This window comes from Enterobacter sp. BIDMC 29 (assembly GCF_019378755.1).
GTDB lineage: Bacteria > Pseudomonadota > Gammaproteobacteria > Enterobacterales > Enterobacteriaceae > Enterobacter > Enterobacter ludwigii.
The window spans coordinates 1,818,969-1,842,251 of sequence record NZ_CP080000.1 but is presented as its reverse complement, the minus strand read 5'-3'; the positions used below and the strand labels follow the sequence as shown (position 1 = coordinate 1,842,251).

At 57.7% G+C, this 23,283-nt stretch carries 20 protein-coding genes; 14 read left to right on the top strand and 6 right to left on the bottom strand.

The genetic code is table 11. From position 1 onward, the window contains the following. Window positions 1-55: 55 nt before the first annotated feature. Both ispE and lolB read right to left on the bottom strand, forming a co-directional pair. Window positions 56-925 (bottom strand): 4-(cytidine 5'-diphospho)-2-C-methyl-D-erythritol kinase, encoded by an 870-nt coding sequence (gene ispE / locus JTA15_RS08230; RefSeq protein WP_040017712.1) that lies wholly within the window; start codon window positions 923-925, stop codon window positions 56-58. After that, window positions 922-1,533 carry a lipoprotein insertase outer membrane protein LolB gene (lolB, locus tag JTA15_RS08225; RefSeq protein ID WP_219373096.1) on the bottom strand — a complete coding sequence of 204 codons (612 nt, stop codon included), beginning with the start codon at window positions 1,531-1,533 and terminating at the stop codon, window positions 922-924. Before lolB ends, ispE begins: the two co-directional genes overlap by 4 nt. 201 nt (window positions 1,534-1,734) lie before the next feature. On the opposite strand from lolB, the gene hemA reads away from it, so the two are divergent. Genes hemA through kdsA form a run of 6 tightly spaced genes read left to right on the top strand, consistent with a single transcriptional unit; the run spans window position 1,735 to window position 7,038 of the window. Beyond that, the gene (hemA, locus tag JTA15_RS08220) at window positions 1,735-2,991 is read left to right on the top strand and encodes a glutamyl-tRNA reductase (RefSeq protein ID WP_014170500.1); all 1,257 of its coding nucleotides are present in this window, start codon (window positions 1,735-1,737) and stop codon (window positions 2,989-2,991) included. Window positions 2,992-3,032: 41 nt separating this feature from the next. Beyond that, window positions 3,033-4,115, top strand: coding sequence for a peptide chain release factor 1 (gene prfA / locus JTA15_RS08215; RefSeq protein WP_020882346.1), 1,083 nt, complete (start codon window positions 3,033-3,035; stop codon window positions 4,113-4,115). Then, window positions 4,115-4,945, top strand: coding sequence for a peptide chain release factor N(5)-glutamine methyltransferase (prmC, locus tag JTA15_RS08210; protein WP_219373095.1), 831 nt, complete (start codon window positions 4,115-4,117; stop codon window positions 4,943-4,945). Before prfA ends, prmC begins: the two co-directional genes overlap by 1 nt. Then, window positions 4,942-5,334, top strand: a complete 393-nt coding sequence (gene sirB2 / locus JTA15_RS08205) for an invasion regulator SirB2 (protein WP_020882348.1) — start codon at window positions 4,942-4,944, stop codon at window positions 5,332-5,334. The genes prmC and sirB2 overlap by 4 nt, the downstream gene beginning before the upstream one ends. Before the next feature lie 3 nt (window positions 5,335-5,337). Next, window positions 5,338-6,147, top strand: a complete 810-nt coding sequence (gene sirB1 / locus JTA15_RS08200; protein ID WP_014170496.1) for an invasion regulator SirB1 — start codon at window positions 5,338-5,340, stop codon at window positions 6,145-6,147. 36 nt (window positions 6,148-6,183) lie between these two features. Further along, a complete protein-coding gene (gene kdsA / locus JTA15_RS08195; protein ID WP_219373094.1) occupies window positions 6,184-7,038 on the top strand; it encodes a 3-deoxy-8-phosphooctulonate synthase in 855 nt (284 codons plus the stop codon). Between the two features lie 92 nt (window positions 7,039-7,130). On the opposite strand, the gene chaA is transcribed toward kdsA, so the two are convergent. Continuing rightward, window positions 7,131-8,225, bottom strand: coding sequence for a sodium-potassium/proton antiporter ChaA (gene chaA / locus JTA15_RS08190; protein WP_020882349.1), 1,095 nt, complete (start codon window positions 8,223-8,225; stop codon window positions 7,131-7,133). Between the two features lie 269 nt (window positions 8,226-8,494). On the opposite strand from chaA, the gene chaB reads away from it, so the two are divergent. Both chaB and JTA15_RS08180 read left to right on the top strand, forming a co-directional pair. After that, window positions 8,495-8,725, top strand: a complete 231-nt coding sequence (gene chaB / locus JTA15_RS08185) for a putative cation transport regulator ChaB (RefSeq protein ID WP_032680829.1) — start codon at window positions 8,495-8,497, stop codon at window positions 8,723-8,725. 177 nt (window positions 8,726-8,902) lie between these two features. Beyond that, window positions 8,903-9,598: a gamma-glutamylcyclotransferase gene (locus JTA15_RS08180; RefSeq protein WP_020882351.1), complete on the top strand. Its 696-nt coding sequence runs from the start codon at window positions 8,903-8,905 to the stop codon at window positions 9,596-9,598. A gap of 40 nt (window positions 9,599-9,638) precedes the next feature. On the opposite strand, the gene JTA15_RS08175 is transcribed toward JTA15_RS08180, so the two are convergent. The 3 genes from JTA15_RS08175 to JTA15_RS08165 all read right to left on the bottom strand — a co-directional run bounded on the left by JTA15_RS08175 (window position 9,639) and on the right by JTA15_RS08165 (window position 12,334). Continuing rightward, a complete protein-coding gene (locus tag JTA15_RS08175) occupies window positions 9,639-9,878 on the bottom strand; it encodes a DUF1883 domain-containing protein (RefSeq protein ID WP_014170489.1) in 240 nt (79 codons plus the stop codon). 211 nt (window positions 9,879-10,089) lie between these two features. Next, window positions 10,090-11,874 (bottom strand): methyl-accepting chemotaxis protein, encoded by a 1,785-nt coding sequence (locus tag JTA15_RS08170; protein ID WP_014170487.1) that lies wholly within the window; start codon window positions 11,872-11,874, stop codon window positions 10,090-10,092. Between the two features lie 106 nt (window positions 11,875-11,980). Further along, window positions 11,981-12,334, bottom strand: a complete 354-nt coding sequence (locus JTA15_RS08165; protein ID WP_160890445.1) for a DsrE/DsrF/TusD sulfur relay family protein — start codon at window positions 12,332-12,334, stop codon at window positions 11,981-11,983. A 72-nt stretch (window positions 12,335-12,406) separates the two neighbouring features. On the opposite strand from JTA15_RS08165, the gene nasR reads away from it, so the two are divergent. The 6 genes from nasR (at window position 12,407) to JTA15_RS08135 (ending at window position 23,242) form a co-directional block, all read left to right on the top strand. Then, window positions 12,407-13,591: a nitrate regulatory protein NasR gene (nasR, locus tag JTA15_RS08160; protein WP_149376404.1), complete on the top strand. Its 1,185-nt coding sequence runs from the start codon at window positions 12,407-12,409 to the stop codon at window positions 13,589-13,591. Between the two features lie 228 nt (window positions 13,592-13,819). Further along, on the top strand, window positions 13,820-15,067 hold the full coding sequence (locus tag JTA15_RS08155) for a CmpA/NrtA family ABC transporter substrate-binding protein (RefSeq protein ID WP_181240466.1): 1,248 nt from the start codon (window positions 13,820-13,822) through the stop codon (window positions 15,065-15,067). Window positions 15,068-15,069: 2 nt separating this feature from the next. Then, the gene (gene ntrB / locus JTA15_RS08150; RefSeq protein WP_014170482.1) at window positions 15,070-15,951 is read left to right on the top strand and encodes a nitrate ABC transporter permease; all 882 of its coding nucleotides are present in this window, start codon (window positions 15,070-15,072) and stop codon (window positions 15,949-15,951) included. 9 nt (window positions 15,952-15,960) lie between these two features. Next, the gene (locus JTA15_RS08145; protein WP_014170481.1) at window positions 15,961-16,749 is read left to right on the top strand and encodes an ABC transporter ATP-binding protein; all 789 of its coding nucleotides are present in this window, start codon (window positions 15,961-15,963) and stop codon (window positions 16,747-16,749) included. An 11-nt stretch (window positions 16,750-16,760) separates the two neighbouring features. Beyond that, on the top strand, window positions 16,761-20,747 hold the full coding sequence (nirB, locus tag JTA15_RS08140; protein WP_219373093.1) for a nitrite reductase large subunit NirB: 3,987 nt from the start codon (window positions 16,761-16,763) through the stop codon (window positions 20,745-20,747). Beyond that, on the top strand, window positions 20,744-23,242 hold the full coding sequence (locus tag JTA15_RS08135) for a nitrate reductase (RefSeq protein ID WP_219373092.1): 2,499 nt from the start codon (window positions 20,744-20,746) through the stop codon (window positions 23,240-23,242). Before nirB ends, JTA15_RS08135 begins: the two co-directional genes overlap by 4 nt. Window positions 23,243-23,283: the final 41 nt, after the last annotated feature.

The window sequence follows — 23,283 nt, the reverse complement described above, 5'->3', positions numbered from 1 at the left end:
TATCCAGGCGGTGTATTAAAGAGCGCGATGCAACGTCTGGAACAGGGTGACGTTGTCACCGAAACTCAGTCTGCGCCAGAATGGCTTGCTGTAGGGGGGAGGTGTTCATCCCACGTGCTACAAAACCATGCAGCCAAACCGGCGCTTGCTCAAGCACCTGACGAGCGGCGGATTCGGTGTCAAATTCAGCAAAGACACAGGCCCCTGTGCCAGTCAGGCGCGACGGCGCGTATTCTAACAGCCAGGAAAGCACCGCATCAACCTCGCGAAAACGTTTTCTTGCGATAACCTCGCAATCGTTGCTGAATTCACAATTTAATAACGTTTCTATTGACCGCACCGGGGTATTCCGTGGCAGGTCAGGATCGTTGAAGATGACCGGGGTCGGAATGCTGACGCCCGGGTGGGCCACCAGGTACCATTTTTCCGGCGGCTCGACCGGGGAAAGTATTTCGCCCACCCCTTCAGCAAACGCCGCATGACCGCGCACAAAGACCGGGACGTCCGCCCCCAGCGTTAAGCCTAACGCTGCCAGCTCATCCTGAGATAATCCGCAGCCCCAGAGGTGATTCAGGGCAACCAACACGGTGGCGGCATTTGATGAGCCACCGCCCAGTCCACCGCCCATCGGCAGACGCTTCTCAATACGGATATCCGCGCCGCTTCCTGCCGGCAGACGACCGGTGTCCGACGCCACTTTCATCAGCAGACGTGCAGCGCGCACAATCAGGTTGTCTTCATGCGCCACGCCGTCAACCGGCGTCAGCAGGCAAACCTCGCCGTCCTGACGCGGGCCAATCGCGATCGTGTCGCCGTAATCAAGGAACTGAAACAGCGTCTGCAGGGTATGGTACCCGTCAGCACGCTGTCCGGTGATGTATAAAAACAGGTTCAGTTTTGCCGGAGAAGGCCAGTGGGTCATCATTTAACGATCCAGTTGTCCATTTTTAGCTTGATCCGCTGGCTGCCCTGGGTCAGTTCCATGTTGGATGGCAGGGAAGGCCTGGTGTTGCTGTCATAGGCGCTGTACACCACTTTCCAGGTTTTGCCGTTCTGGGTGTAGTTCACCTGGCTCAGACGGTACTGGTCGTCAAGCTGGTAGTCGGTCGCGTCACCCGGCAGGCCCAGGATCCACTGGCGCAGGCTGTTCAGCGGAATAGGCATTCCGGTCAGCTTGCCGATCATCTCTTCGGCGTCGGTGGCGGTATAGTGCTGGCCTTTGTTGTCGGTGATCTGCGCATCACCCGGTTTGGCGATAAGCTCCAGTTCGGTGCTGCCCAGTGGGTTTAACAGCAGCAGGCGATAGTTGTCCTGCCCGGTTTGCTGCCAGAAGAAACGCGCATACACTTTTTGTTCATCAGAGAGATAAGCGAAGGCACCACGGGTCTGGTACTGGCTCAAATTGCGGACGTCCTGCTGGTGCTGACGCCACTGCGGTGAATCAGGGCTTTTGCCCGGGCCTTTAGGTTGGGTGACGGTACATGCGGTCAGAACCAGTGCCGCCAGGGGCAGCAGGCGAATCAGTCGGGTCATAATGAGGACAAATCCTTGAGATACGTTGCAGTTATAACTGTTAATGCTAGCGTCGAAGGGTGCCACCGTCTACGTTCAAATTATCTCAAAGCATTGTATAAGCTATTACTCCGAAAGGGGGCAGTCTCTTTTATTGATCTCGCGCATCCTGTATGATGCGTTCTGCTAACCTTATTAACGCTGGTACTACTCCCGCTCAACATGACCCTATTAGCACTCGGTATTAACCACAAAACAGCCCCGGTTTCGCTGCGAGAACGCGTAACGTTTTCGCCGGATACGCTTGACCTGGCGCTGGACAGCCTGCTTGCACAGCCGATGGTGCAGGGTGGCGTGGTGCTCTCGACGTGCAACCGTACTGAACTCTACCTAAGCGTTGAAGAGCAGGACAACCTGCATGAAGCGCTGATCCGCTGGTTATGTGATTACCACAACCTCAACGAAGAAGAGCTGCGTAATAGCCTCTACTGGCATCAGGATAACGATGCAGTCAGCCATCTGATGCGTGTGGCCAGCGGCCTGGACTCGCTGGTGCTCGGCGAGCCGCAAATTCTCGGTCAGGTGAAAAAGGCGTTTGCCGATTCGCAAAAAGGGCATCTGAAAGCCAGTGAACTGGAGCGTATGTTCCAGAAGTCATTCTCCGTGGCGAAGCGTGTGCGAACCGAAACCGACATTGGTGCCAGTGCGGTTTCTGTTGCTTTCGCGGCCTGTACCCTGGCCCGTCAAATCTTTGAATCCCTGTCGACCGTCACTGTGATGCTGGTCGGGGCGGGTGAAACCATCGAACTTGTGGCGCGCCATCTGCGCGAACACAAAGTTAAAAAGATGATTATCGCTAACCGTACCCGCGAACGTGCTCAGGTGCTGGCGGACGAGGTGGGTGCCGAGGTGGTTGCGCTGAGCGACATCGATGAGCGCCTGAAAGAGGCAGATATCATTATCAGCTCTACCGCCAGCCCGCTGCCGATTATCGGTAAAGGGATGGTCGAGCGAGCGCTGAAATCCCGCCGTAATCAACCGATGCTGCTGGTGGATATTGCCGTCCCGCGCGATGTCGAACCGGAAGTCGGTAAACTGGCGAACGCCTACCTTTACAGCGTGGACGACCTGCAAAGCATCATTTCGCATAACCTTGCCCAGCGTAAAGCGGCGGCGGTTCAGGCGGAAACCATTGTAGAGCAGGAAACAAGTGAGTTTATGGCCTGGCTGCGCGCGCAAAGCGTCAGCGAGACTATCCGCGAGTACCGCGGTCAGGCGGAGCAGGTGCGTGATGACCTGACCGCCAAAGCGCTGGCCGCCCTTCAGCAGGGCGGCGACGCAGAAGCCATTATGCAGGATCTGGCCTGGAAACTGACCAACCGCCTGATCCATGCACCAACCAAATCTCTTCAGCAGGCCGCCCGTGACGGGGATGATGAACGCCTGACTATTCTGCGCAACAGCCTCGGGCTGGAATAGCGCCCTATACCCATTTTCTATTACAAGGTGCATTTACGCCTATGAAGCCTTCTATCGTCGCTAAACTGGAAGCTCTGCACGAGCGCCATGAAGAAGTACAGGCGCTGCTCGGCGATGCCGGGACCATTGCTGACCAGGAACGTTTTCGCGCGCTCTCGCGTGAATACGCGCAGTTGAGTGATGTATCAAAATGCTTTACCGACTGGCGACAGGTCCAGGAAGATATTGAAACCGCGCAGATGATGCTCGACGACCCTGAAATGCGCGAGATGGCGCAGGAAGAGTTGCTGGATGCAAAAGCGCGTGCTGAAGAGATGGAGCAACAGTTGCAGGTGCTTCTGCTGCCAAAAGATCCGGACGATGAGCGTAACGCCTTTGTCGAAGTTCGCGCCGGGACCGGCGGTGACGAAGCGGCACTGTTTGCCGGCGATCTGTTCCGTATGTACAGCCGCTACGCCGAAGCGCGTCGCTGGCGCGTTGAGATCATGAGCGCCAACGACGGTGAACATGGCGGCTACAAAGAGGTTATCGCTAAAATCAGCGGTGACGGCGTGTACGGTCGTCTGAAGTTTGAATCCGGCGGTCATCGCGTGCAGCGCGTACCTGCCACCGAATCTCAGGGGCGAATTCACACTTCTGCCTGTACGGTTGCGGTGATGCCAGAGCTGCCTGAAGCAGAATTGCCGGACATCAACCCGGCGGACCTGCGTATCGATACCTTCCGCTCCTCCGGGGCAGGTGGTCAGCACGTTAACACCACCGATTCCGCTATTCGTATTACCCACCTGCCAACCGGCATCGTGGTGGAGTGCCAGGACGAACGTTCACAGCACAAGAACAAAGCCAAAGCCTTATCCGTGCTGGGCGCGCGTATCCACGCGGCTGAAATGGCAAAACGTCAACAGGCGGAAGCCTCCACGCGTCGTAACTTGCTGGGCAGCGGCGATCGCAGCGACCGTAACCGTACCTATAACTTCCCGCAGGGCCGTGTTACCGACCACCGAATCAACCTGACCCTGTACCGTCTGGACGAAGTGATGGAAGGAAAGCTGGATATGCTGATTGAGCCTATCGTGCAGGAATACCAGGCCGACCAGCTGGCAGCACTGTCCGAGCAGGAATAATGGAGTTTCAGCACTGGTTACGGCAGGCCGCCAGTGAGCTTTCCGCGAGCGAAAGCCCTAAACGTGACGCCGAAATTTTGCTTGAGTTTGTGACGGGGAAAGCCCGCACTTACCTGCTGGCTTTCGGCGAGACCCAGCTGAGCGCTGAGCAGGAAGCGCAGCTCGCTACGCTGCTTGCCCGACGCAAAACCGGTGAGCCGGTGGCGCATCTGGTCGGGGAGCGTGAGTTCTGGTCACTGCCGTTGTACGTCTCCCCAGCGACCCTGATCCCCCGTCCGGACACCGAGTGTCTGGTGGAGCAGGCGCTGTCGCGTTTACCCGCACAAGCCTGCCGAATTCTCGATCTTGGAACCGGCACTGGCGCAATTGCCCTGGCGCTGGCCAGCGAGCGTCCGGACTGCGAGGTGACGGCGGTTGACGTGATGCCCGATGCGGTAGCGCTGGCGCAGCGTAACGTGGCGCGTCTGGGCTTCCCGAACGTCACCGTTCTGCAAAGCAGCTGGTTTAGCGCGCTGGATAACCGCACGTTCGGGATGATTGTCAGCAACCCTCCCTATATCGACGAGCATGACCCGCACCTGACGCAGGGGGACGTGCGTTTCGAACCGCTGACGGCTCTGGTCGCTGCCAATGAAGGGCTGGCGGATATTGTGCATATTGTGACAACGTCACGACAGCATTTGCTCCCCGGCGGCTGGCTGCTGGTCGAGCACGGCTGGACGCAAGGGGACGCGGTGCGTGACGTGTTCATCGCTGCAGGTTATCGTGCGGTGGAAACCTGTTGCGACTATGGCGGCAATGACCGTCTGACGCTGGGACAATGGGCATGAGTCTCTTTACCGTGCTGATCACGGCCCACCTGATAGCCGTTGCCCTGACCATCAGCTTTTTCATCGTCCGTTACGGGTGGCGTTACAGCAATAATCCGCTGATTGACGCCCGCTGGGTGCGTATTGCGCCGCACTGTATTGACACGGTGCTGTTTCTCTCAGGGGCCGGATTAATGTGGAAGACCGGCTATCTGCCATTTACTGATAAAGGCGCATGGCTGACTGAAAAGCTGTTTGGCGTTATCATCTACATCGTTTTGGGTTTTATCGCGCTTGGGCGTCGTCGTCCGCGCAGCCAGCAGACCGGTTTTATCGCCTTTCTGCTGGGGCTGGTGGTGCTGTACATCATCATTAAACTCGCCACCACAAGAATACCGTTACTGGGGTAAGTCATGAGGTCCTTAGCCGATTTCGAATTTAATAAAGTGCCGCTTTGCGATGGCATGATCCTGATTTCGGAGATGATCCGCGACGATTTTACGTCGCAATACGTCTACGAAGAGCTGGAGAATCTGGTCAGCCTGGCGCGTGAAGAGATCAATCAGGCGCGCCCGCAGGACTGGCAATTAGAGAAGCTGCTTGAGCTTTTCTACGGCGAATGGGGTTTCTGCGACACGCGTGGCGTGTATCGTCTGTCTGACGCACTATGGCTGGATCAGGTCTTAAAAAATCGTCAGGGCAGCGCGGTTGCGCTGGGTTCCATTTTGCTGTGGGTCGCGCATCGTCTGGATATTCCACTGGTGCCGGTCATTTTCCCGACGCAGATGATCCTGCGAGCGGAGTGGCTGGACGGTGAGATGTGGCTCATCAATCCGTTTAACGGCGATACGCTGGATGAGCATACGCTGGACGTCTGGTTAAAAGGCAATATTAGCCCGGTTGCCGAGCTCTTTAATGAAGATCTCGACGAGGCGGATAACGCCGAGGTGATCCGTAAACTGCTGGATACGCTGAAATCTGCGCTGATGGAAGAGCGTCAGATGGAGCTGGCATTACGTGCCAGCGAAGTGCTTCTGCAGTTTAATCCGGAAGATCCGTACGAAATCCGCGATCGCGGGCTGATTTATGCCCAGCTTGATTGCGAGCATGTGGCGCTGAACGATCTGAATTATTTCGTTGAGCAATGCCCGGAAGACCCGATTAGCGAAATGATTCGTGCGCAGATCAACGCGATCTCGCACAAACAAATTACACTGCATTAATCTTAATTCCGATTCACACCTGAATAAGGCGATCCTATGAAACAAAAAGTGGTTAGCATTGGTGATATCAACGTGGCAAACGACCTGCCGTTCGTGCTGTTTGGCGGTATGAACGTGCTGGAATCCCGTGATCTCGCGATGCGTATCTGCGAGCACTACGTGACCGTGACCCAGAAACTGGGTATCTCGTACGTGTTTAAGGCCTCTTTTGACAAAGCCAACCGTTCCTCCATTCACTCTTACCGTGGCCCGGGCCTGGAAGAGGGGATGAAAATTTTCCAGGAACTGAAACAGACCTTTGGCGTGAAAGTGATCACCGACGTGCACGAAGCTTCTCAGGCGCAGCCTGTTGCGGACGTTGTCGACGTTATCCAGCTGCCAGCGTTCCTGGCCCGTCAGACGGACCTGGTGGAAGCGATGGCGAAAACCGGCGCGGTCATCAACGTGAAGAAACCTCAGTTCGTGAGCCCTGGCCAGATGGGTAACATCGTCGATAAATTTATCGAAGGCGGCAACGACAAAGTGATCCTGTGTGACCGTGGCGCAAACTTCGGTTACGACAACCTGGTCGTTGATATGCTCGGCTTCAGCGTGATGAAGAACGTGTCAAACCAGTCTCCGGTCATCTTCGATGTGACCCATGCGCTGCAGTGCCGCGACCCGTTTGGTGCAGCTTCTGGCGGCCGCCGTGCGCAGGTCACCGAGCTGGCGCGCGCCGGTATGGCGACTGGCCTGGCCGGTCTGTTCATTGAAGCACACCCGGACCCGGACAACGCGAAGTGCGACGGCCCGTCCGCATTGCCGCTGGCTAAACTTGAGCCGTTCCTGAAACAGATCAAGGCGATTGACGATCTGGTGAAGAGTTTCGACGAGCTGGATACCAGCCACTAATAAAAAAACCCGCTTCGGCGGGTTTATTTTGGTTATTCCTCTTCCGATAGAAGAGATGTCGGGTGTGGCCTCAGAGTCTCACCGAACAACGCTTAGGCAAATATTGTCATCAGATAGGCCACAAACAGTGCCATGTGCGCCGCGCCGTTCAGCACGTTGGTGCGCCCGGTCGAGAAGGATATCTGACACAGCAGCAGTGAAGCCACCATCACAATCATCTCTGGCGCACCCAGCGCAAACTGCAGCTCGTTACCGGTCATAAAGGCAATCAGCGTCACTACCGGCACGGTGAGTGAGATTGTCGCCAGGACCGAGCCAAAGAACAGATTCATTGCGCGTTGCACCTGATTGTTCAGCACCGCCCTCAACGCCCCCAGACCCTCAGGCGACAGGATAAGCAGCGCCACCAGGAAACCGGTAAACGCGACCGGGGCATTCAGCTCGGTTAACAGCGTCTCCAGCGGGTTGGCGTTCATTTTGGTCACGGCGATAACCGCAATCAGATGTACGATCAGCCAAACCGTATGCCACGCGCTGCTGTGAGCCGATGGCTTACCGTGATGCGGGTCGTCGCCGTCATCTTCATGTTCATAGACGAACAGGCTCTGGTGCGTTTTGGTCTGAATCAGCAGGAACACGCCGTACATCGCTGCGGAAATCAGCGCAACCAGCAGCGCCTGACCGGTTGAGAAATTGGCTCCCGGCAATGCCATCGGGAAGACCAGCACAATAATTGCCAGCGGGAAAAGGGCAATCAGATACTGTTTTATGCCGAACAGATTCATGTACTGGGTCGCAAATTTGCGGCCGCCCAGTAACAGTGAAAAGCCCACCAGACCACCTGTCACAATCATAATGATGGAGTAGAGGGTGTCACGCATCAGGGTCGGTGCGGCGTCACCGGTCGCCATCAGCGCGGAAATCAGACTGACTTCGAGGATAACCACCGAAAGGCTGAGAATTAGCGAGCCGTAAGGCTCACCCAGGCGATGGGCTAATACGTCCGCATGGCGAACAACGCTAAAGGCGCTGGTTAAGATACCCACCAGAGCAAGAATATTGATACCAACTACCACTGGCAGTGACTGACTGCTTCCCCAGAAGAGCAGCACAGCCAGTGCCAGGACCGGGAAAATGAGTGATGTCTCCTTGTGGCGGGTCTTCACCGCCTCGTGTGCTGCTGTCATGTGCTTCTCCATCAATGCAGGTGCTTGTAATTATAGATAGAATTTTCGGTCATTAAATTAACAGATCTCTGTTAAATACCCTTGATTTTTTACTCAATTTTACTGTTTGTAGTGTTTTTGGTTTGGGGTGTCGATAATGGCGCGTGTTCTGTAATTAATCCTTTAATAACATAATATTAAACTTATCATTTACGCATAATTCTTAATTGACTGGCACCATGCCGTATCGTCGTCCACACTTATCTTTTTAACCAAAAGAGGGGTTAGCGATGCCATATAAAACGAAACGCGAATTACCAGACAGCGTGCAACACGTATTGCCCGCGCACGCGCAGGATATCTACAAAGAGGCCTTTAACAGCGCCTGGGATCAGTACAAAGATAAAGAAGATCGACGTGATGATGCCAGCCGTGAAGAGACCGCGCATAAAGTCGCCTGGGCCGCAGTAAAACATGAATATGAGAAAGGAGACGACGATAAATGGCATAAAAAGAAATAGCCGTGAAATCATTCGCTGCCTTCGTTTTGACTTTTCAGGCGGTTGAACTTCCGTTGTATTGCAACTGGCCCGTGAATTGCTTATCGTTACTCAACTGCTGGCAAAATGACCAGCACACAATGCCGGGAAGGCGGATTACAGATGTCGCAAGGAAGCATGCAGTGGCGGAGGTGGAAAGTGTTAACGCGTGATTTCTTAATGAAGGCAGATTGTAAGACGGCATTTGGTGCTATTGAGGAATCGCTTCTCTGGTCAGCTGAACAACGTGCGGCGTCGCTTGCTGCCACGCTGGCGTGCCGCCCGGATGATGGCCCGGTATGGATTTTTGGCTACGGTTCGCTGATGTGGAACCCGGCTCTCGAATTTGTCGAATCGGCAACAGGCACACTTCCTGGCTGGCATCGCGCATTTTGTTTGCGCCTGACGGCCGGTCGAGGTAGCGCGTGTCAGCCTGGACGCATGCTTGCACTAAAAGAGGGCGGACGCACCACGGGGGTGGCTTACCGCCTGCCGGATGCAACGCTGGAAGACGAACTGACGCTGCTGTGGAAGCGCGAGATGATCACCGGCTGCTATATGCCGAGCTGGTGCAAGCTGGAACTCGATGACGGACGTACCGTTAACGCGCTGGTGTTTATTATGGATCCGCGCCATCCGCTGTATGAAGCGGATACCCGCACGCAGGTTATTGCCCCGTTGATCGCTGCCGCCAGTGGGCCGCTGGGCACCAACGCGCAGTATCTCTTTTCGCTCGACCAGGAGCTGACCCGCCTCGGCATGAAGGACGATTGTCTGAATGAGCTGGTGGTGAAGGTGAAAGCGCTGCTGGAAGGGAACCCGCTGAATAATACGCTGCGTCCCGGTTTTGCCTGAGAATGCGCCCGGCTGCGTGAGCAGACCGGGCGTTTGTCTCTTATGCAGCAACGTAGCTTACGGAATGCTCCAGTGACTGACTATGGCTGTCAATCAGAACATCCCACGTGCCGGTGTACGGCACGGTAAGCCATGCCTTGTCATCCTGCACGGTCAGGATATCCGCCTGCGAGTGTTGTTGTGCTTTCGAACTCATCAAATGAATGCGGCAGCGCTCAGAACACCGCACCACGACCGTATCCCCGCCAAACAATTTCAAACTTGTTTTTACCAGTGCCATTTTTTACCCCGTAGTCTTAAACAACGCTCTCCCTGCTGCCATATCCGAGCGTGATATTGTTCACAATTCACTCATGGCATAACACCAAAGGGGGAGGGTGAGGATGCTGACTTTGATCAAAAAATGGCGTAACGATTAAACAAAAATGACAAAATTCCTGAAAATTTATCCTGGCGCGCGTTTTGCCCGGTGAACGCGCGCCACCCTAACATTAAATGCGGAAATGCCCGGCAGTTTCAGCAAGGTCGCCCGCCTGGCTCTGCAGCGCGCCGGCTGCAGCCGCAGATTGCACCACCAGTTCGGCGTTCTGCTGAACCATTCTGTCCAGATGGGTCACCGCATGGTTAATCTCCTGGATGCCTTTCATCTGCTCGCTGGTGGCGATGGAGATTTCACGCATGATGCCCGACACGCTACCGATGCTGGAGCGGATTTCGTTCATGCTTTCCCCGGCCAGATGAACGTAGCGGGAGCCGGTGGCCACGCTGTTGGTGGTGGAATCGATAAGCGTTTTAATCTCTTTCGCCGCCTGCGCGCTGCGGCTGGCCAGATTACGCACCTCGCCGGCCACCACGGCAAACCCACGGCCTTGCTCTCCGGCGCGTGCGGCTTCCACCGAGGCATTCAGCGCCAGGATATTGGTCTGGAAGGCAATCCCGTCAATCACGCTGGTGATGTCGCCAATCTTCGCGGAAGCCACTTCAATGGACTGCATGGTGCTGATGGCCTGAGATACCACCTCGCCGCCGCGAGCCGCCGCCGCAGAGGCCTTACTCGCCTGGTCATTGGCTTCAGCCGCAGACTCGTTCGACTGGGTTACTGACGCGGTGATCTCTTCCACGGCGCTGGCCGTTTCGCGAAGGCTGGAGGCGGCCTGCTCGGTACGCCCTGAGAGGTCTTGGTTACCTGCCGCAATTTCCCGCGCGGCGTTTTTCACCGATGCGCTGGCATCCCGCAGTTGTACCATCACCACCGAGAGCTTGTCGCTGAAGGCGTTAAACGCCTGCGCTATCTGCGCCACTTCGTCATCGCCGCTGTCCGGCAGGCGTTGCGACAGATCGTTAGTGCCGTTCGCAATGTTATGCATCGCATCGCGAATGTCAGACAGGCGCTTCAGCAGACGCGCAATCAGGAAGTGAACAATGGCGCCGCTGAGTAAGGCCAGGATCACCAGCGAGATGGCCGAGGCTTTCAGCAGCGAGCGCATTCCGGAGGTGGCATCGCCTGTGTCCAGGGCAACAACCAGCATCCAGTTCGTACCCGGCACGGCGGTTGCCACGAAGGTTTTTTCGGCGCCATTGAAGGTCCCGTTTACCGGGTTTCCGCTTTTCAGCGCCGCAAAGTCGATGCCTTTGAGGGTTTCGGCGAACGGTTTAAGCGTCAGGGCAGGGTCGCTGGCGGCAATGACGGTGCCATCGCTATTCAGCAGCAGCCCGCTGCTTGCCGGGGTTGGGTGGATCCCGCGCACGTTAGCTACCACGCTGTCCATCGCCACATCGCCAGCCACCACGGCTTTCAGAGTACCGTTTTCTTTCACCGGCACGGCAAACGTCACCACCAGTTTTCCGCTACCGGCGTCAACGTAAGGCGCGGTCACGACCGGGCTATCCTGGCTTACGACCTGCTGATACCAGGGACGGATCGTGGGGTCATAATCCGCCGGTACGCCCGCTGGTTCAGAGAATTTCGCCGTTTTGCTGGCATAGCCAACGTATACGTTAGTGAACCCACCCGCCTGGGCAAGCTGTTTAAAGACCGGAACCGGATCGTCACTGAGCGCAACGGTTTGTGCGGAGGCGATAACCGTCATTTTGCTCTTCACCCAGTCGGCAATCGCCATGTTATGGCTGGCGCTGGTGCTGGTCAGGATGTCGCGCTGTGACTGCTGGTTATCCTGGCGTGTGACCTGAAAATTGATGACAGTATTAAGAAGAAGGGCGACGACCAGACAACCTGTCGTCGCGGCAATGATGCGTGCACGAATGGATCTGAACATAAGTGAAATACCTGCTGTGTTGTTTCCATGCCTATCGGCAACCCTGCAGGTAAACTTGATGCTGAAACCGCGTCCATAAGAAAATAATATTTTTACGGGTTTATTATTAAAAAGTTAATACTTTATCGGCGCGCAGAGTCCACTCGGCCAGTTCAACGAGCGTGCCGATTTCCACACCTTCAATCAGCGGTAATCCGGTGATGCCGCGCCCGTCGGCGCAGGTCTTGCACAGTTTGACCGGAACGTTTTGCGCGGTCAGGATCTCCAGCATCTGCTGGATGTTGTAACCTTCTGCCGGTTTTTGTCCCTTCAGCCCGGCGGTGACCGCATCCGACATTAAAAAGAGCCGTAACTCCAGTTCACTCTCTTTATCACGTAGCGCGATCGCCAGACGCAGGCTGTTAAAAAGGGATTCGCTGCCGTAAGCCGCACCGTTGGCGACGATAACAATCTTCTGCATGTTGACTCCTGTTCTTTTAAAGGCACGAATATTGCTTAGCTATCCAGGGTTTCGCTGTCCGGGAGAGTAAGCATGACATTAATGGCTGGCATTTCGCCAGGTGCGACCGAATGGCTCCAGCGTGCAAGGTCGATGCGCCGGGAGCAACTGAGCAGGCTGGCACAGCTTGGCGTGCTGGTTAATGCCATCAGCCTGCTGGTGCATATGCTGCAGTGCGAGCGTGGAGCCTCTAACGTCTGGCTCTGCTCACAGGGTAAGCTGTACGCTGCCGAATGCAAAGCGAGCCGGGCGCTGGTGAATGAGAACCTCACTGCGCTTTATGACGTTCTGGATAATCACTCCCCGTTCCAGGGCAGCGGCGTGTGCGAACGTATAGCCGCCGCGCTGCTCAGTCTGGATAACCTGTCAGCCCTTCGTGACGGCGTTATTCAGCAAACCATTACGGCCCCGCAGGCGATGGATCACTATTGTCGCATCCTGCGTCATCTGCTCAGTATCGTACCGCAGCTTAATGACAGCATTGACGATCCGCAAATCGCAGGTCGCTTTGTCGCACTTTATAGCCTGATGCAGGGTAAAGAGCTGGCGGGACAAGAGCGGGCGCTGGGCGCCATTGGCTTTACGCAGGGCTATTTTGACGATGGCATCCGTCAGCGGCTGGTGGACCGGATTGACGGACAGCAGGCCTGCTTCGAGATTTTCATGACCCACAGCACGGCGGATGTGCAAACCACCTTTTCCCAGAATTGCCAGCCTGACCGTGAGACGGAGCAACTGAGGCGCGTGGCCTGTACCCGCCAGCCAGCCGCTGACAATGGCCATACCGCACTGGCCTGGTTTGCTCTGCAAACGGCACGCCTTGAGCATCTGCGCACCCTGGAGGAGATGGTTATCGCCGATCTGATGATCGCGGTGGACGAACGTATCCATCGACAGGAGGACTACACGCTCCCGGCTGAGGAGCAGGACGATCCGCTGGCCTCTTATCCGGATAAGCCCTTGTTAACCCTGGTTCGCCAACAGGCGCGCGAGATAGAACAGCTTTCCCGTCAGCTTGCGTCACTGCGCGATACGCTCGAAGAGCGCAAAACCATCGATAAAGCGAAAAGTGTACTGATGACCCATCAAAAGATGAGTGAGGAACAGGCATGGACGGCGCTGCGTAAAATGGCGATGGACAAAAATCAGCGCATGGTGGATATCGCCCGCGCGCTGCTCACCGTGAAGAGCTTGTGGCAGGTAACCCCTAAGGAGTAGCTGCACAATCAGTGGGCATTTAGTGCCTGATTGAGGTGCGCAGTCGTGGGGAATTCCCGGTAAACGCCCGGAAAACAGGGCAGTAAAACCTGGCATTCCCTTTGCATTATCTGATTAACCATTTTTGACGGTGCGCCAACGGCGGTGCATCTGTCTTCGGGATAAAGGCGTCCAGCGGTGCTTCGGCACGGGTGGGCGCTTTTTTTTGTCTTTTTTTCAGGAGTGGTCATGGCGGATTTGTCGAGACGGCGGTTTTTACAGGCCAGCATGCTGGCGAGCGGCGCCATGTTGTTACCGGGCGTCATGCAGGCCGCGTGGGCGGCAGGCTCGGATAAACCGGAGCAGGAGACGGTGCGCATCGGGTTTATACCGTTAACCGACTGCGCGCCGGTGGTTATCGCGGCGCTGAAGGGGTTTGATAAAAAATATGGCATCACCATCGTGCCAACCAAAGAGGCAAGCTGGGCAGCCGTGCGCGATAAGCTGGTGGCCGGCGAACTGGACGCCGCCCACGTTCTTTACGGCCTGCTGTACGGGCTGGAGCTGGGGCTTGCCGGTAAGCCACAGCAGATGGCAAACCTGATGACCCTGAATCAGAACGGTCAGGCCATCACGCTCTCCAGCGATCTGGCAGAGAAGGGCGTTCGCGATCTCGACGGGCTGAAAACGCTGATTGGGCAGCAGGCACCCGGCACTTATACCTTCGCACATACCTTCCCGACCGGTACGCATGCGATGTGGTTGTACTACTGGCTGGCCAGCGCGGGCATTAATCCGTTCGATGACGTTCGGACCGTGGTTGTGCCGCCGCCGCAAATGGTGATGAACATGCGGATTGGCAACATGGTCGGCTTTTGCGTTGGTGAGCCGTGGAATGCGCGCGCCATTAACGACCGCATCGGGTTTACCGCCGCAACGTCCCAGTCGATCTGGGCCGATCATCCGGAAAAAATTCTTGGCACACGCCGCGACTGGGTGGAGAAAAACCCGAACACCGCGCGGGCGCTGGTGAGTGCGGTACTGGAAGCCGCACGCTGGATCGATGCATCACCAGACAACAAACGTGAGACCGCCCAAATCCTCTCTCGCCGGGCGTGGCTGAACACCAAAGAGCAGTATCTCACCGGACGGATGCTGGGAGAGTACGACAACGGGCTTGGCCAGCGCTGGCAGGATGCGCATCCGATCCGTTTCTTCAACGAGGGTGCCGTCAGCTATCCGTACCTCTCCGACGGGATGTGGTTTTTAACCCAGTTCCGCCGCTGGGGCTTGCTCAAATCGGCGCCGGATTATGCCGCCATCGCGCAGCGCATTAACCAGACCTCGGTCTGGCAGGATGCCGCCACGGCGGTGGGAGGCATATCCACCCCGTCATCACCGTATCGCAGCAGCACCCTGATGGACGGTACCGTCTGGAACGGTACCGATCCGGACGGTTACGCCAACCGCTTCGCTATTCACCGTAAAGGGGCCTGATTATGCAGCATCTGCACAGCACGAAATCGAAAGACGAGACGCCGGCGAGCGGGGAAGTGATTACCCTCCCTCCGGTACAGGTTCGCCGCCGCGCACCGACGTTCACGCGACGGATGAATGACCTTCTGCAGCGCGTGATCCCGGCGCTGCTGGGGCTCGGGTTACTGGTGTTGCTCTGGCAGCTGGCCGCGATCAACAGCAAAGGGTTCCCGACGCCGCTCAGCACGCTGGATTCCGCATTAACGCTCTTCGCTGACCCGTTTTACCGCGACGGGCCAAACGATATGGGTATCGGCTGGAACGTGCTCGCTTCGCTGCAGCGCGTGGCGGTGGGCTTTGGTCTGGCGGCGCTCGCGGGGATCCCGCTCGGTTTCCTGATCGGTCGCTTCACCTTTTGCTCGCGCATGTTCAGCCCGTTGATTGCACTGTTACGCCCGGTCAGTCCTTTAGCCTGGCTGCCTATCGGCCTGCTGCTGTTCCAGAAAGCGGAACCCGCCTCCAGCTGGACCATTTTTATCTGTTCAATATGGCCAATGGTGATTAACACCGCCGAAGGGGTACGTCGTATTCCGCAGGATTACCTCAACGTTGCCCGCGTGCTGCAGCTCTCCGAGTGGACCATCATGCGGCGGATCCTCTTCCCGGCCGTGCTGCCCGCGGTGCTGACCGGGGTTCGCCTCTCGATTGGCATCGCCTGGCTGGTCATTGTCGCCGCCGAGATGCTCACCGGTGGGCTGGGGATCGGCTTCTGGATCTGGAATGAGTGGAACAACCTCAACGTCGAAAACATTCTCATCGCCATCGTCATCATTGGCGTGGTCGGGTTGCTGCTGGAGCAGGGGCTGATGCTGATCGCCCGTCGCTTTAGCTGGCAGGAAAAATAAGGAGCGAAGATGAAACCATTAATTCAGGTCCAGGCTGTGAGCCAGCGTTTTTCTACCGCCAGCGGCGAGTTTCTGGCGCTACAGAACGTCTCTTTTGATATTCACGAAGGCGAAACCGTCAGCCTGATTGGCCACTCCGGGTGCGGCAAATCGACGTTGCTCAATCTGATTGCCGGGATCACCCTGCCGACCGAAGGTGGGCTGATTTGCGATAACCGCGAAATCGCCGGGCCAGGACCGGAGCGTGCGGTGGTGTTTCAGAACCATTCTCTGCTGCCGTGGCTCACCTGCTTCGACAACGTTGCGCTGGCGGTGGATCAGGTCTTTCGCCGCACCATGAGCAAGGCGGAGCGCAAGGAGTGGATTGAACACAACCTCGATCGCGTCCAGATGGGGCATGCCCTGCATAAACGGCCTTCGGAAATCTCCGGCGGCATGAAACAGCGCGTTGGCATTGCCCGTGCGCTGGCGATGAAGCCGAAGGTCCTGCTGATGGATGAACCGTTTGGCGCGCTGGATGCGCTCACACGCGCGCATCTGCAAGACTCGGTGATGCAAATCCAGCAGGCGCTGAACACCACCATCGTGCTTATCACCCACGATGTGGACGAGGCTGTGCTGCTTTCTGACCGGGTACTGATGATGACTAACGGCCCGGCGGCCACCGTCGGCGAGGTGCTGCACGTTGACCTGCCTCGCCCGCGCAATCGGGTTCAACTGGCGGACGATAGCCGCTATCACCATATGCGTCAGCAGATCCTCCATTTCCTCTATGAAAAACAGCCTAAAGCGGCGTAACGGAGGCGGTGATGCGACTGATCGTTATCGGTAATGGGATGGCCGCAACACGGCTGATTGCCTCGCTGACCGAGCGTGCGCCCGGTCGCTTCACGATCACCGTGTTTGGCGAGGAGTCGGAACACGCTTACAACCGCATCATGCTCTCGCCGGTACTGGGCGGGGAAAAACAGGCGCAGCAGATCCGCCTGCAGGACGACGCCTGGTATCACGCACGGGGTGTGACGGTACGACGGGGCGAAAAGGTGCTCTCCGTGGATGTTGAGAAACGCGAGGTTCGTACCACAGCAACCACGCTGGCCTGGGACGAACTGGTCTTTGCCACCGGGTCGACGCCTTTTGTACCCCCCATTCCGGGCGGTGACGCTCCGCATGTCTTCACCTTTCGTACGCTGGCCGATATCCGCGCGATTCAGGAGAACCCGGGGCCAGCTGTAGTGCTGGGCGGTGGGGTGCTCGGCGTCGAAGTCGCTGCGGCACTGGCCCGGTCTTGTGACAACGTCACGCTGGTGCATCGTGGTGCGTGGCTGATGGAACAGCAGCTTGATCGGCAGGCAGGCGTTTTGCTTGAAGAGGCGCTGGCGGAGCGCGGCGTTCGCTGCGAACTGTCATCGGGAATGACCGCCATTGCGGCGGATGCCGTGACGTTACACAACGGACGCAAGATTAACGCCTCTCGCGTGGTGCTGGCGACCGGCGTGCAGCCCAATGTCGCACTGGCAAAAGGCAGCGGCATTCACTGTGCCCGCGGCATTGTGGTTAACCACCAGATGCAGACCTCAGTCCCGGCGATCAGCGCCATTGGTGAGTGCTGTGAAATCGACGGCCAGACGTTCGGCCTGGTTGCACCTTGCCTGGCGCAGGCGGATATCCTCGCCGCCCGGCTGGCTGGGGAGGCTAGCACGCCATTTGCCCTGACCGACAGCGGCATGCGCCTCAAAGTGCCCGGTGTGGAGCTGTTCAGCGCCGGGCGAGCAGAGGTTCTGCCGGACGATGTGGTCTGGAGCGCCTGGGATCCGCTGACCCGTCACTATCGCCGTTTGTTACTGCATCGCGGTGCGCTTGCTGGCGTGCTGCTGATGGGGGATTGCCGCAACGCGGCAACATTCACCGATTTACTGGCAACGGCTGCGCCCGCCCACGCGGACTGGCTGTTCAATCGATTCACTACGCAACCGCAGGTTGCAGGACAAAACGCTATGACAAAACCTACGCTGGTGGTGGTTGGACACGGTATGGTCGGCCATCATTTTCTCGAAGACTGTGTGAAGCGCAATTTGCACCGGCAGTACCAGATTATCGTTTTTGGCGAAGAGCGCTATGCCGCCTACGATCGTGTGCATTTGTCAGAGTATTTTGGCGGACGAAGCGCAGAATCGCTCTCGCTGGTGGACGGTGATTTCTTTGCTGAACACGGCATTGAGCTTCGCCTCTCGCAGCAAATTGTGAGTATCGATCGCGACGCACACGTCGTGCGTACCGCCAGTGGGCATGAAACCCACTGGGACAAACTGGTGCTGGCGACCGGCTCGTACCCGTTTGTGCCTCCGGTACCGGGCAGCACGCTGCCGGGCTGCTTTGTTTACCGTACGCTGGACGACCTGGATAACATCGCCGCGCAGGCAAAGCAATCCCGTCGCGGGGTGGTCATTGGCGGTGGCCTGCTGGGACTGGAAGCCGCGAATGCCCTGAAACAGCTGGGCCTGGAAACGCACGTCGTGGAGTTTGCGCCACACCTGATGGCGGTACAACTCGACAACGACGGCGCGGCCATGCTGCGCAAAAAGATCGAAGCGCTTGGCGTGGGCGTTCACACCAGCAAAGCCACCACCGACATCGTCTCTGCGAACGGCGGGCTGGTGATGCGCTTTGCGGACGGTGAACAGCTGGAAACTGATATCGTGGTCTTCTCTGCAGGTATTCGCCCGCAGGATGCACTGGGGCGCAGCAGTGGCCTGGCGACCGGAGAGCGCGGCGGGATTTGCATTGATAACCAGTGCCAGACTTCCGATAAAGACGTGTTCGCTATCGGCGAATGTGCACTGTGGGAGGGTAAAATTTTTGGCCTGGTCGCCCCGGGTTATCAGATGGCGCGGGTGGCATCGGCCACGCTGGCGGGAGAGGCGAGCGCCTTTACCGGGGCTGACATGAGCACCAAACTGAAGCTGCTGGGGGTAGATGTGGCCTCGTTTGGCGATGCCCATGGAAGAACACCCGGCGCGCTAAGCTATCAATGGACGCATGGTCCGCAGCAAATCTATAAAAAGATCGTGGTCAGTGAGGACAATAAAACCCTGTTGGGCGGCGTACTGGTGGGGGATGCCAGCGAATATGCGACCCTGGTGCAGATGATGCTCAACGGCATAGCGCTACCCAAAGAGCCTGAAACGCTGATTTTACCTTCCTTCGCCGGGAGCGCGCCAAAAGCCCTCGGCGTGGCGGCACTGCCTGACAGTGCGCAGATCTGCTCCTGCCATAACGTCAGCAAAGGTGATATCTGTCAGGCGGTAAGTGCCGGTGCCGCGGATATTGGAGCCATAAAACAGTGCACCAAAGCCGCGACCGGTTGCGGAGGATGCAGCGCGCTGGTGAAACAGGTGATGGAGTACCAGCTTGCGGAGCAGGGCGTGGAGGTGAAAAAGGACATCTGCGAACACTTTCCGTGGTCGCGTCAGGAAATCTATCACCTGGTGCGCGTCAATCATATTCGTACCTTCGACCAGCTTATCAGCCGTTACGGGCAGGGGCACGGTTGCGAAATCTGTAAACCGCTGGTGGGGTCAGTGCTCGCCTCCTGCTGGAATGAGTACCTGCTGAAACCGGCACATCTGCCGCTGCAGGACACCAACGACCGTTACTTTGCCAATATTCAGAAAGACGGGACGTACTCCATTGTGCCCCGGATGCCTGCAGGGGAAGTGTCGGCCGACGGCTTGATAGCTATCGGCCAGATCGCCAAACGCTACCAGCTGTACAGCAAAATCACGGGTGGGCAGCGTATCGACCTCTTTGGCGCCACGCTCGACCAGCTGCCGGCGATCTGGCAGGCGCTGGTGGAGGCCGGATTTGAGACCGGTCACGCGTACGGTAAATCCCTGCGCACGGTGAAATCCTGCGTCGGGTCGACCTGGTGCCGCTATGGCGTGCAAGATTCCACGCGTCTCGCGGTCACGCTTGAGCACCGCTATAAAGGCTTACGCGCGCCGCACAAAATTAAAATGGCCGTGTCCGGTTGTACCCGTGAATGTGCGGAGGCTCAGAGCAAGGACGTGGGCGTCATTGCGACCGACAAAGGCTGGAACCTTTATCTCTGCGGTAACGGCGGCATGAAACCGCGCCATGCGGATCTCTTTGCCAGCGATCTGGATGACGAGACGCTGATCCGTACCGTCGACCGCTTCCTGATGTTCTACATCCGCACGGCGGATCGCCTGCAGCGTACCAGTACGTGGATGGACAATCTGGAAGGGGGGATCGACTACCTGCGCGAGGTGATTCTTCACGACAGCCTGGGCATTGCGCACGAGCTGGAACAGGAGATGGCCCGCGTGGTGGAAACCTACCAGTGTGAATGGCAGACCACGCTTAACGATCCGAGCCGTCTGGCGTTGTTCCGTACCGAAGTGAACCGTCAGCCGGTAGAAGAGAATAAACGCTGGCAAGCGGTCTGCGCTATCGATGAGATCCCTGAGCAGGCGGGGATCGGCGCCCGGCTGGGGCGAAAACCGATTGCGCTTTTCCGCTTTGGTCAATCTGTCTATGCCCTCGACGACCTCGAGCCGGGCAGCACAGCAAACGTGCTTTCACGCGGCATTCTCGGCGATGCTGCCGGCGAGCCGGTGGTCATCTCTCCGCTCTATAAGCAGCGTATCCGTCTGCGCGACGGCTGTCAGGCCGATAACGGGGAACCTGCGGTGCGCGCCTGGCCGGTGAAAATAGAAAACGGTCAGGTGTGGGTCGGGAACGACGCGCAGATCATGCGTGCGGAGGCGTCATGAATGAAACCCGAACGACGTGCCCCTACTGCGGGGTGGGCTGCGGCGTGATCGCAACGGTAGAGGGCGAGAAGGTCACCGTGCGCGGAGATGAACGCCATCCCGCCAGTTTTGGACGCCTGTGCGTTAAAGGCTCGGCATTAGGCGAAACGACCGGTCTGCAGGGGCGACTGCTGCACCCGGTGGTCGACGGGCAGGCGGTGGAATGGTCCCGGGCGCTGGCGGCGGCAGGTGAACGGCTGCAGACCATCATCGACACCTGGGGACCACAGGCGGTGGCGTTTTACGCCTCCGGCCAGCTGTTGACTGAGGACTATTACGCCGCCAATAAGCTGATGAAAGGGTTTATCGGTGCGGCAAACATAGATACCAACTCGCGGCTCTGTATGTCGTCCGCGGTGGCAGGCTACAAGCGCGCGTTTGGTGAAGATGTGGTGCCGTGCAGCTATGAGGATGTGGAAAACAGCGATCTGGTGGTGCTGGTCGGGTCGAATGCGGCATGGACCCATCCGGTGCTGTATCAGCGGCTGGTACAGGCGCGCCAGAACAACCCTGCGATGAAAGTTGTGGTTATCGACCCACGCAAAACGGCCACCTGCGATATTGCTGACCTGCATCTGGCGCTTACGCCCGGCAGTGACGCCGGGCTGTTTGTCGGTTTACTCAATCTGATTCAGGGAACCGACGCGTGGCCCATCGCCCGGGTGGCTGAGTTTTGTGGGCTCTCAACCGAGGACGTGGGGACCTTCTACGACTGGTTTGTGACTGCGCCGCGGGCCATCACGCTCTACACCATGGGCATTAATCAGTCCTCAAGCGGCAGCGACAAGTGTAATGCCATCATCAACGTTCATCTGGCCAGCGGAAAATTCGCCCGTCAGGGTTGCGGACCGTTTTCGCTGACCGGACAGCCTAACGCGATGGGGGGGCGGGAGGTGGGTGGGCTGGCGAACCAGCTTGCCGCTCACATGAATTTCGAGCCGGAGTCTCTTTCGCGGGTGGCGCGTTTTTGGGGTACAGAAAGACTGGCCCAGACGCCGGGCCTGATGGCGGTGGAGTTGTTTGATGCGATCGCCCGCGGCGAAGTGAAAGCGGTGTGGATCATGGGCACCAATCCTGCCGTCTCGCTGCCGGACAGCCACGCGGTGTGTCAGGCGCTGGAACATTGCCCGCTGGTGATTGTCTCCGAGGTGATGCAGGAGACCGACACCAGCCGCTATGCCCATATCCGTTTCCCGGTACAGGCGTGGGGGGAGAAAGACGGTACGGTAACCAATTCCGAGCGGCGTATTTCGCGCCAGCGCGCCTTTCTGCCGGCACCGGGCGAGACCAAACCGGACTGGTGGGTCATCGCCCGGGTGGCACAGGCGCTGGGCTATGGTGAAGCCTTCGCCTGGGAACATCCGCAGCAAATTTTTTGTGAGCATGCAGCGCTCTCGGCCTTTGAAAATGACGGCGCGCGGGCGTTTAACCTTCATGAACTGGCGTCACTTACCCGTGAGGAATGGAACCGGCTTAAGCCTTATCAGTGGCCAGCGGGGTCCTTTGCGCGCCGGGAAATTGTGCCGGTAGAGCCTCAGCCACACGGTGCGGCAATAAACGCGCTATACCCGCTGATTCTCAATACCGGGCGTATCCGCGATCAGTGGCACACCATGACCCGGACGGGGTACGTCCCGAAACTGATGCAGCATAGTGCTGAGCCGTGTGTTGAGATCGGCGCCGCAGATGCCATGCGCTTCTCACTGTGCGACGGACAGCTGGCGCGCATCAGTTCTCCGCGTGGGGTGATGCTGGCAAGAGTGCGTATCACTGACGGGCAGCGAGAAGGTGAGCTGTTTGTGCCAATGCACTGGAATGCCCAGTTTGCCCGCCAGGGGAAGGTGAATGCGCTGGTGGAGGGGCGTTGTGACCCGCTGTCCGGTCAGCCCGAGAGTAAACAGACGGCCGTCAGGATTATGCCCTGGCAGCCGGGCTGGCAGGGTGAGCTTTATGCCCGTGAACTGCCGGAGCTCCCACCCTCTGTCTGCTGGTGGCGTAAAGTCTCACGTCTGACGGTGGCGGGGGATAAGCCGTTGCTGGCGTGGGTTATGCAGTATGCCAGTGAACGGGGCTGGCAGCTGCAGGTCGCGCAGACCAGCGAGCGCAGCAGCGTGCTGGCCTGGCATGACGGACAACTGATGCTCGGGTTCTGGGAAGGCACTGCGTTACCGACACTGGCGCACGCGGTAATTGAAGCCGCGTTCCGTTCACCTCCCGTGACGCTTGCTGAGCGCCACGTATTGTTGAATGGACAGGGAACAGGGGACAGTGTCGATCCGGGCCGGATCATCTGCAGCTGTTTCAGCGTGGGGGAAAACGTCATACGCGAGGCGATTGGGGGAGGGTGTGGTTCCGTCGCGGCGCTGGGTGCCAGGCTGCGCTGCGGAACGAACTGCGGCTCCTGTGTGCCTGAACTAAAAACAATGTTTCAGGATATTCCGGAAAATTCCTCTTAAGGCTGCAAAACGTGAGGAATAACGGTAAGGTACCCGGTGTT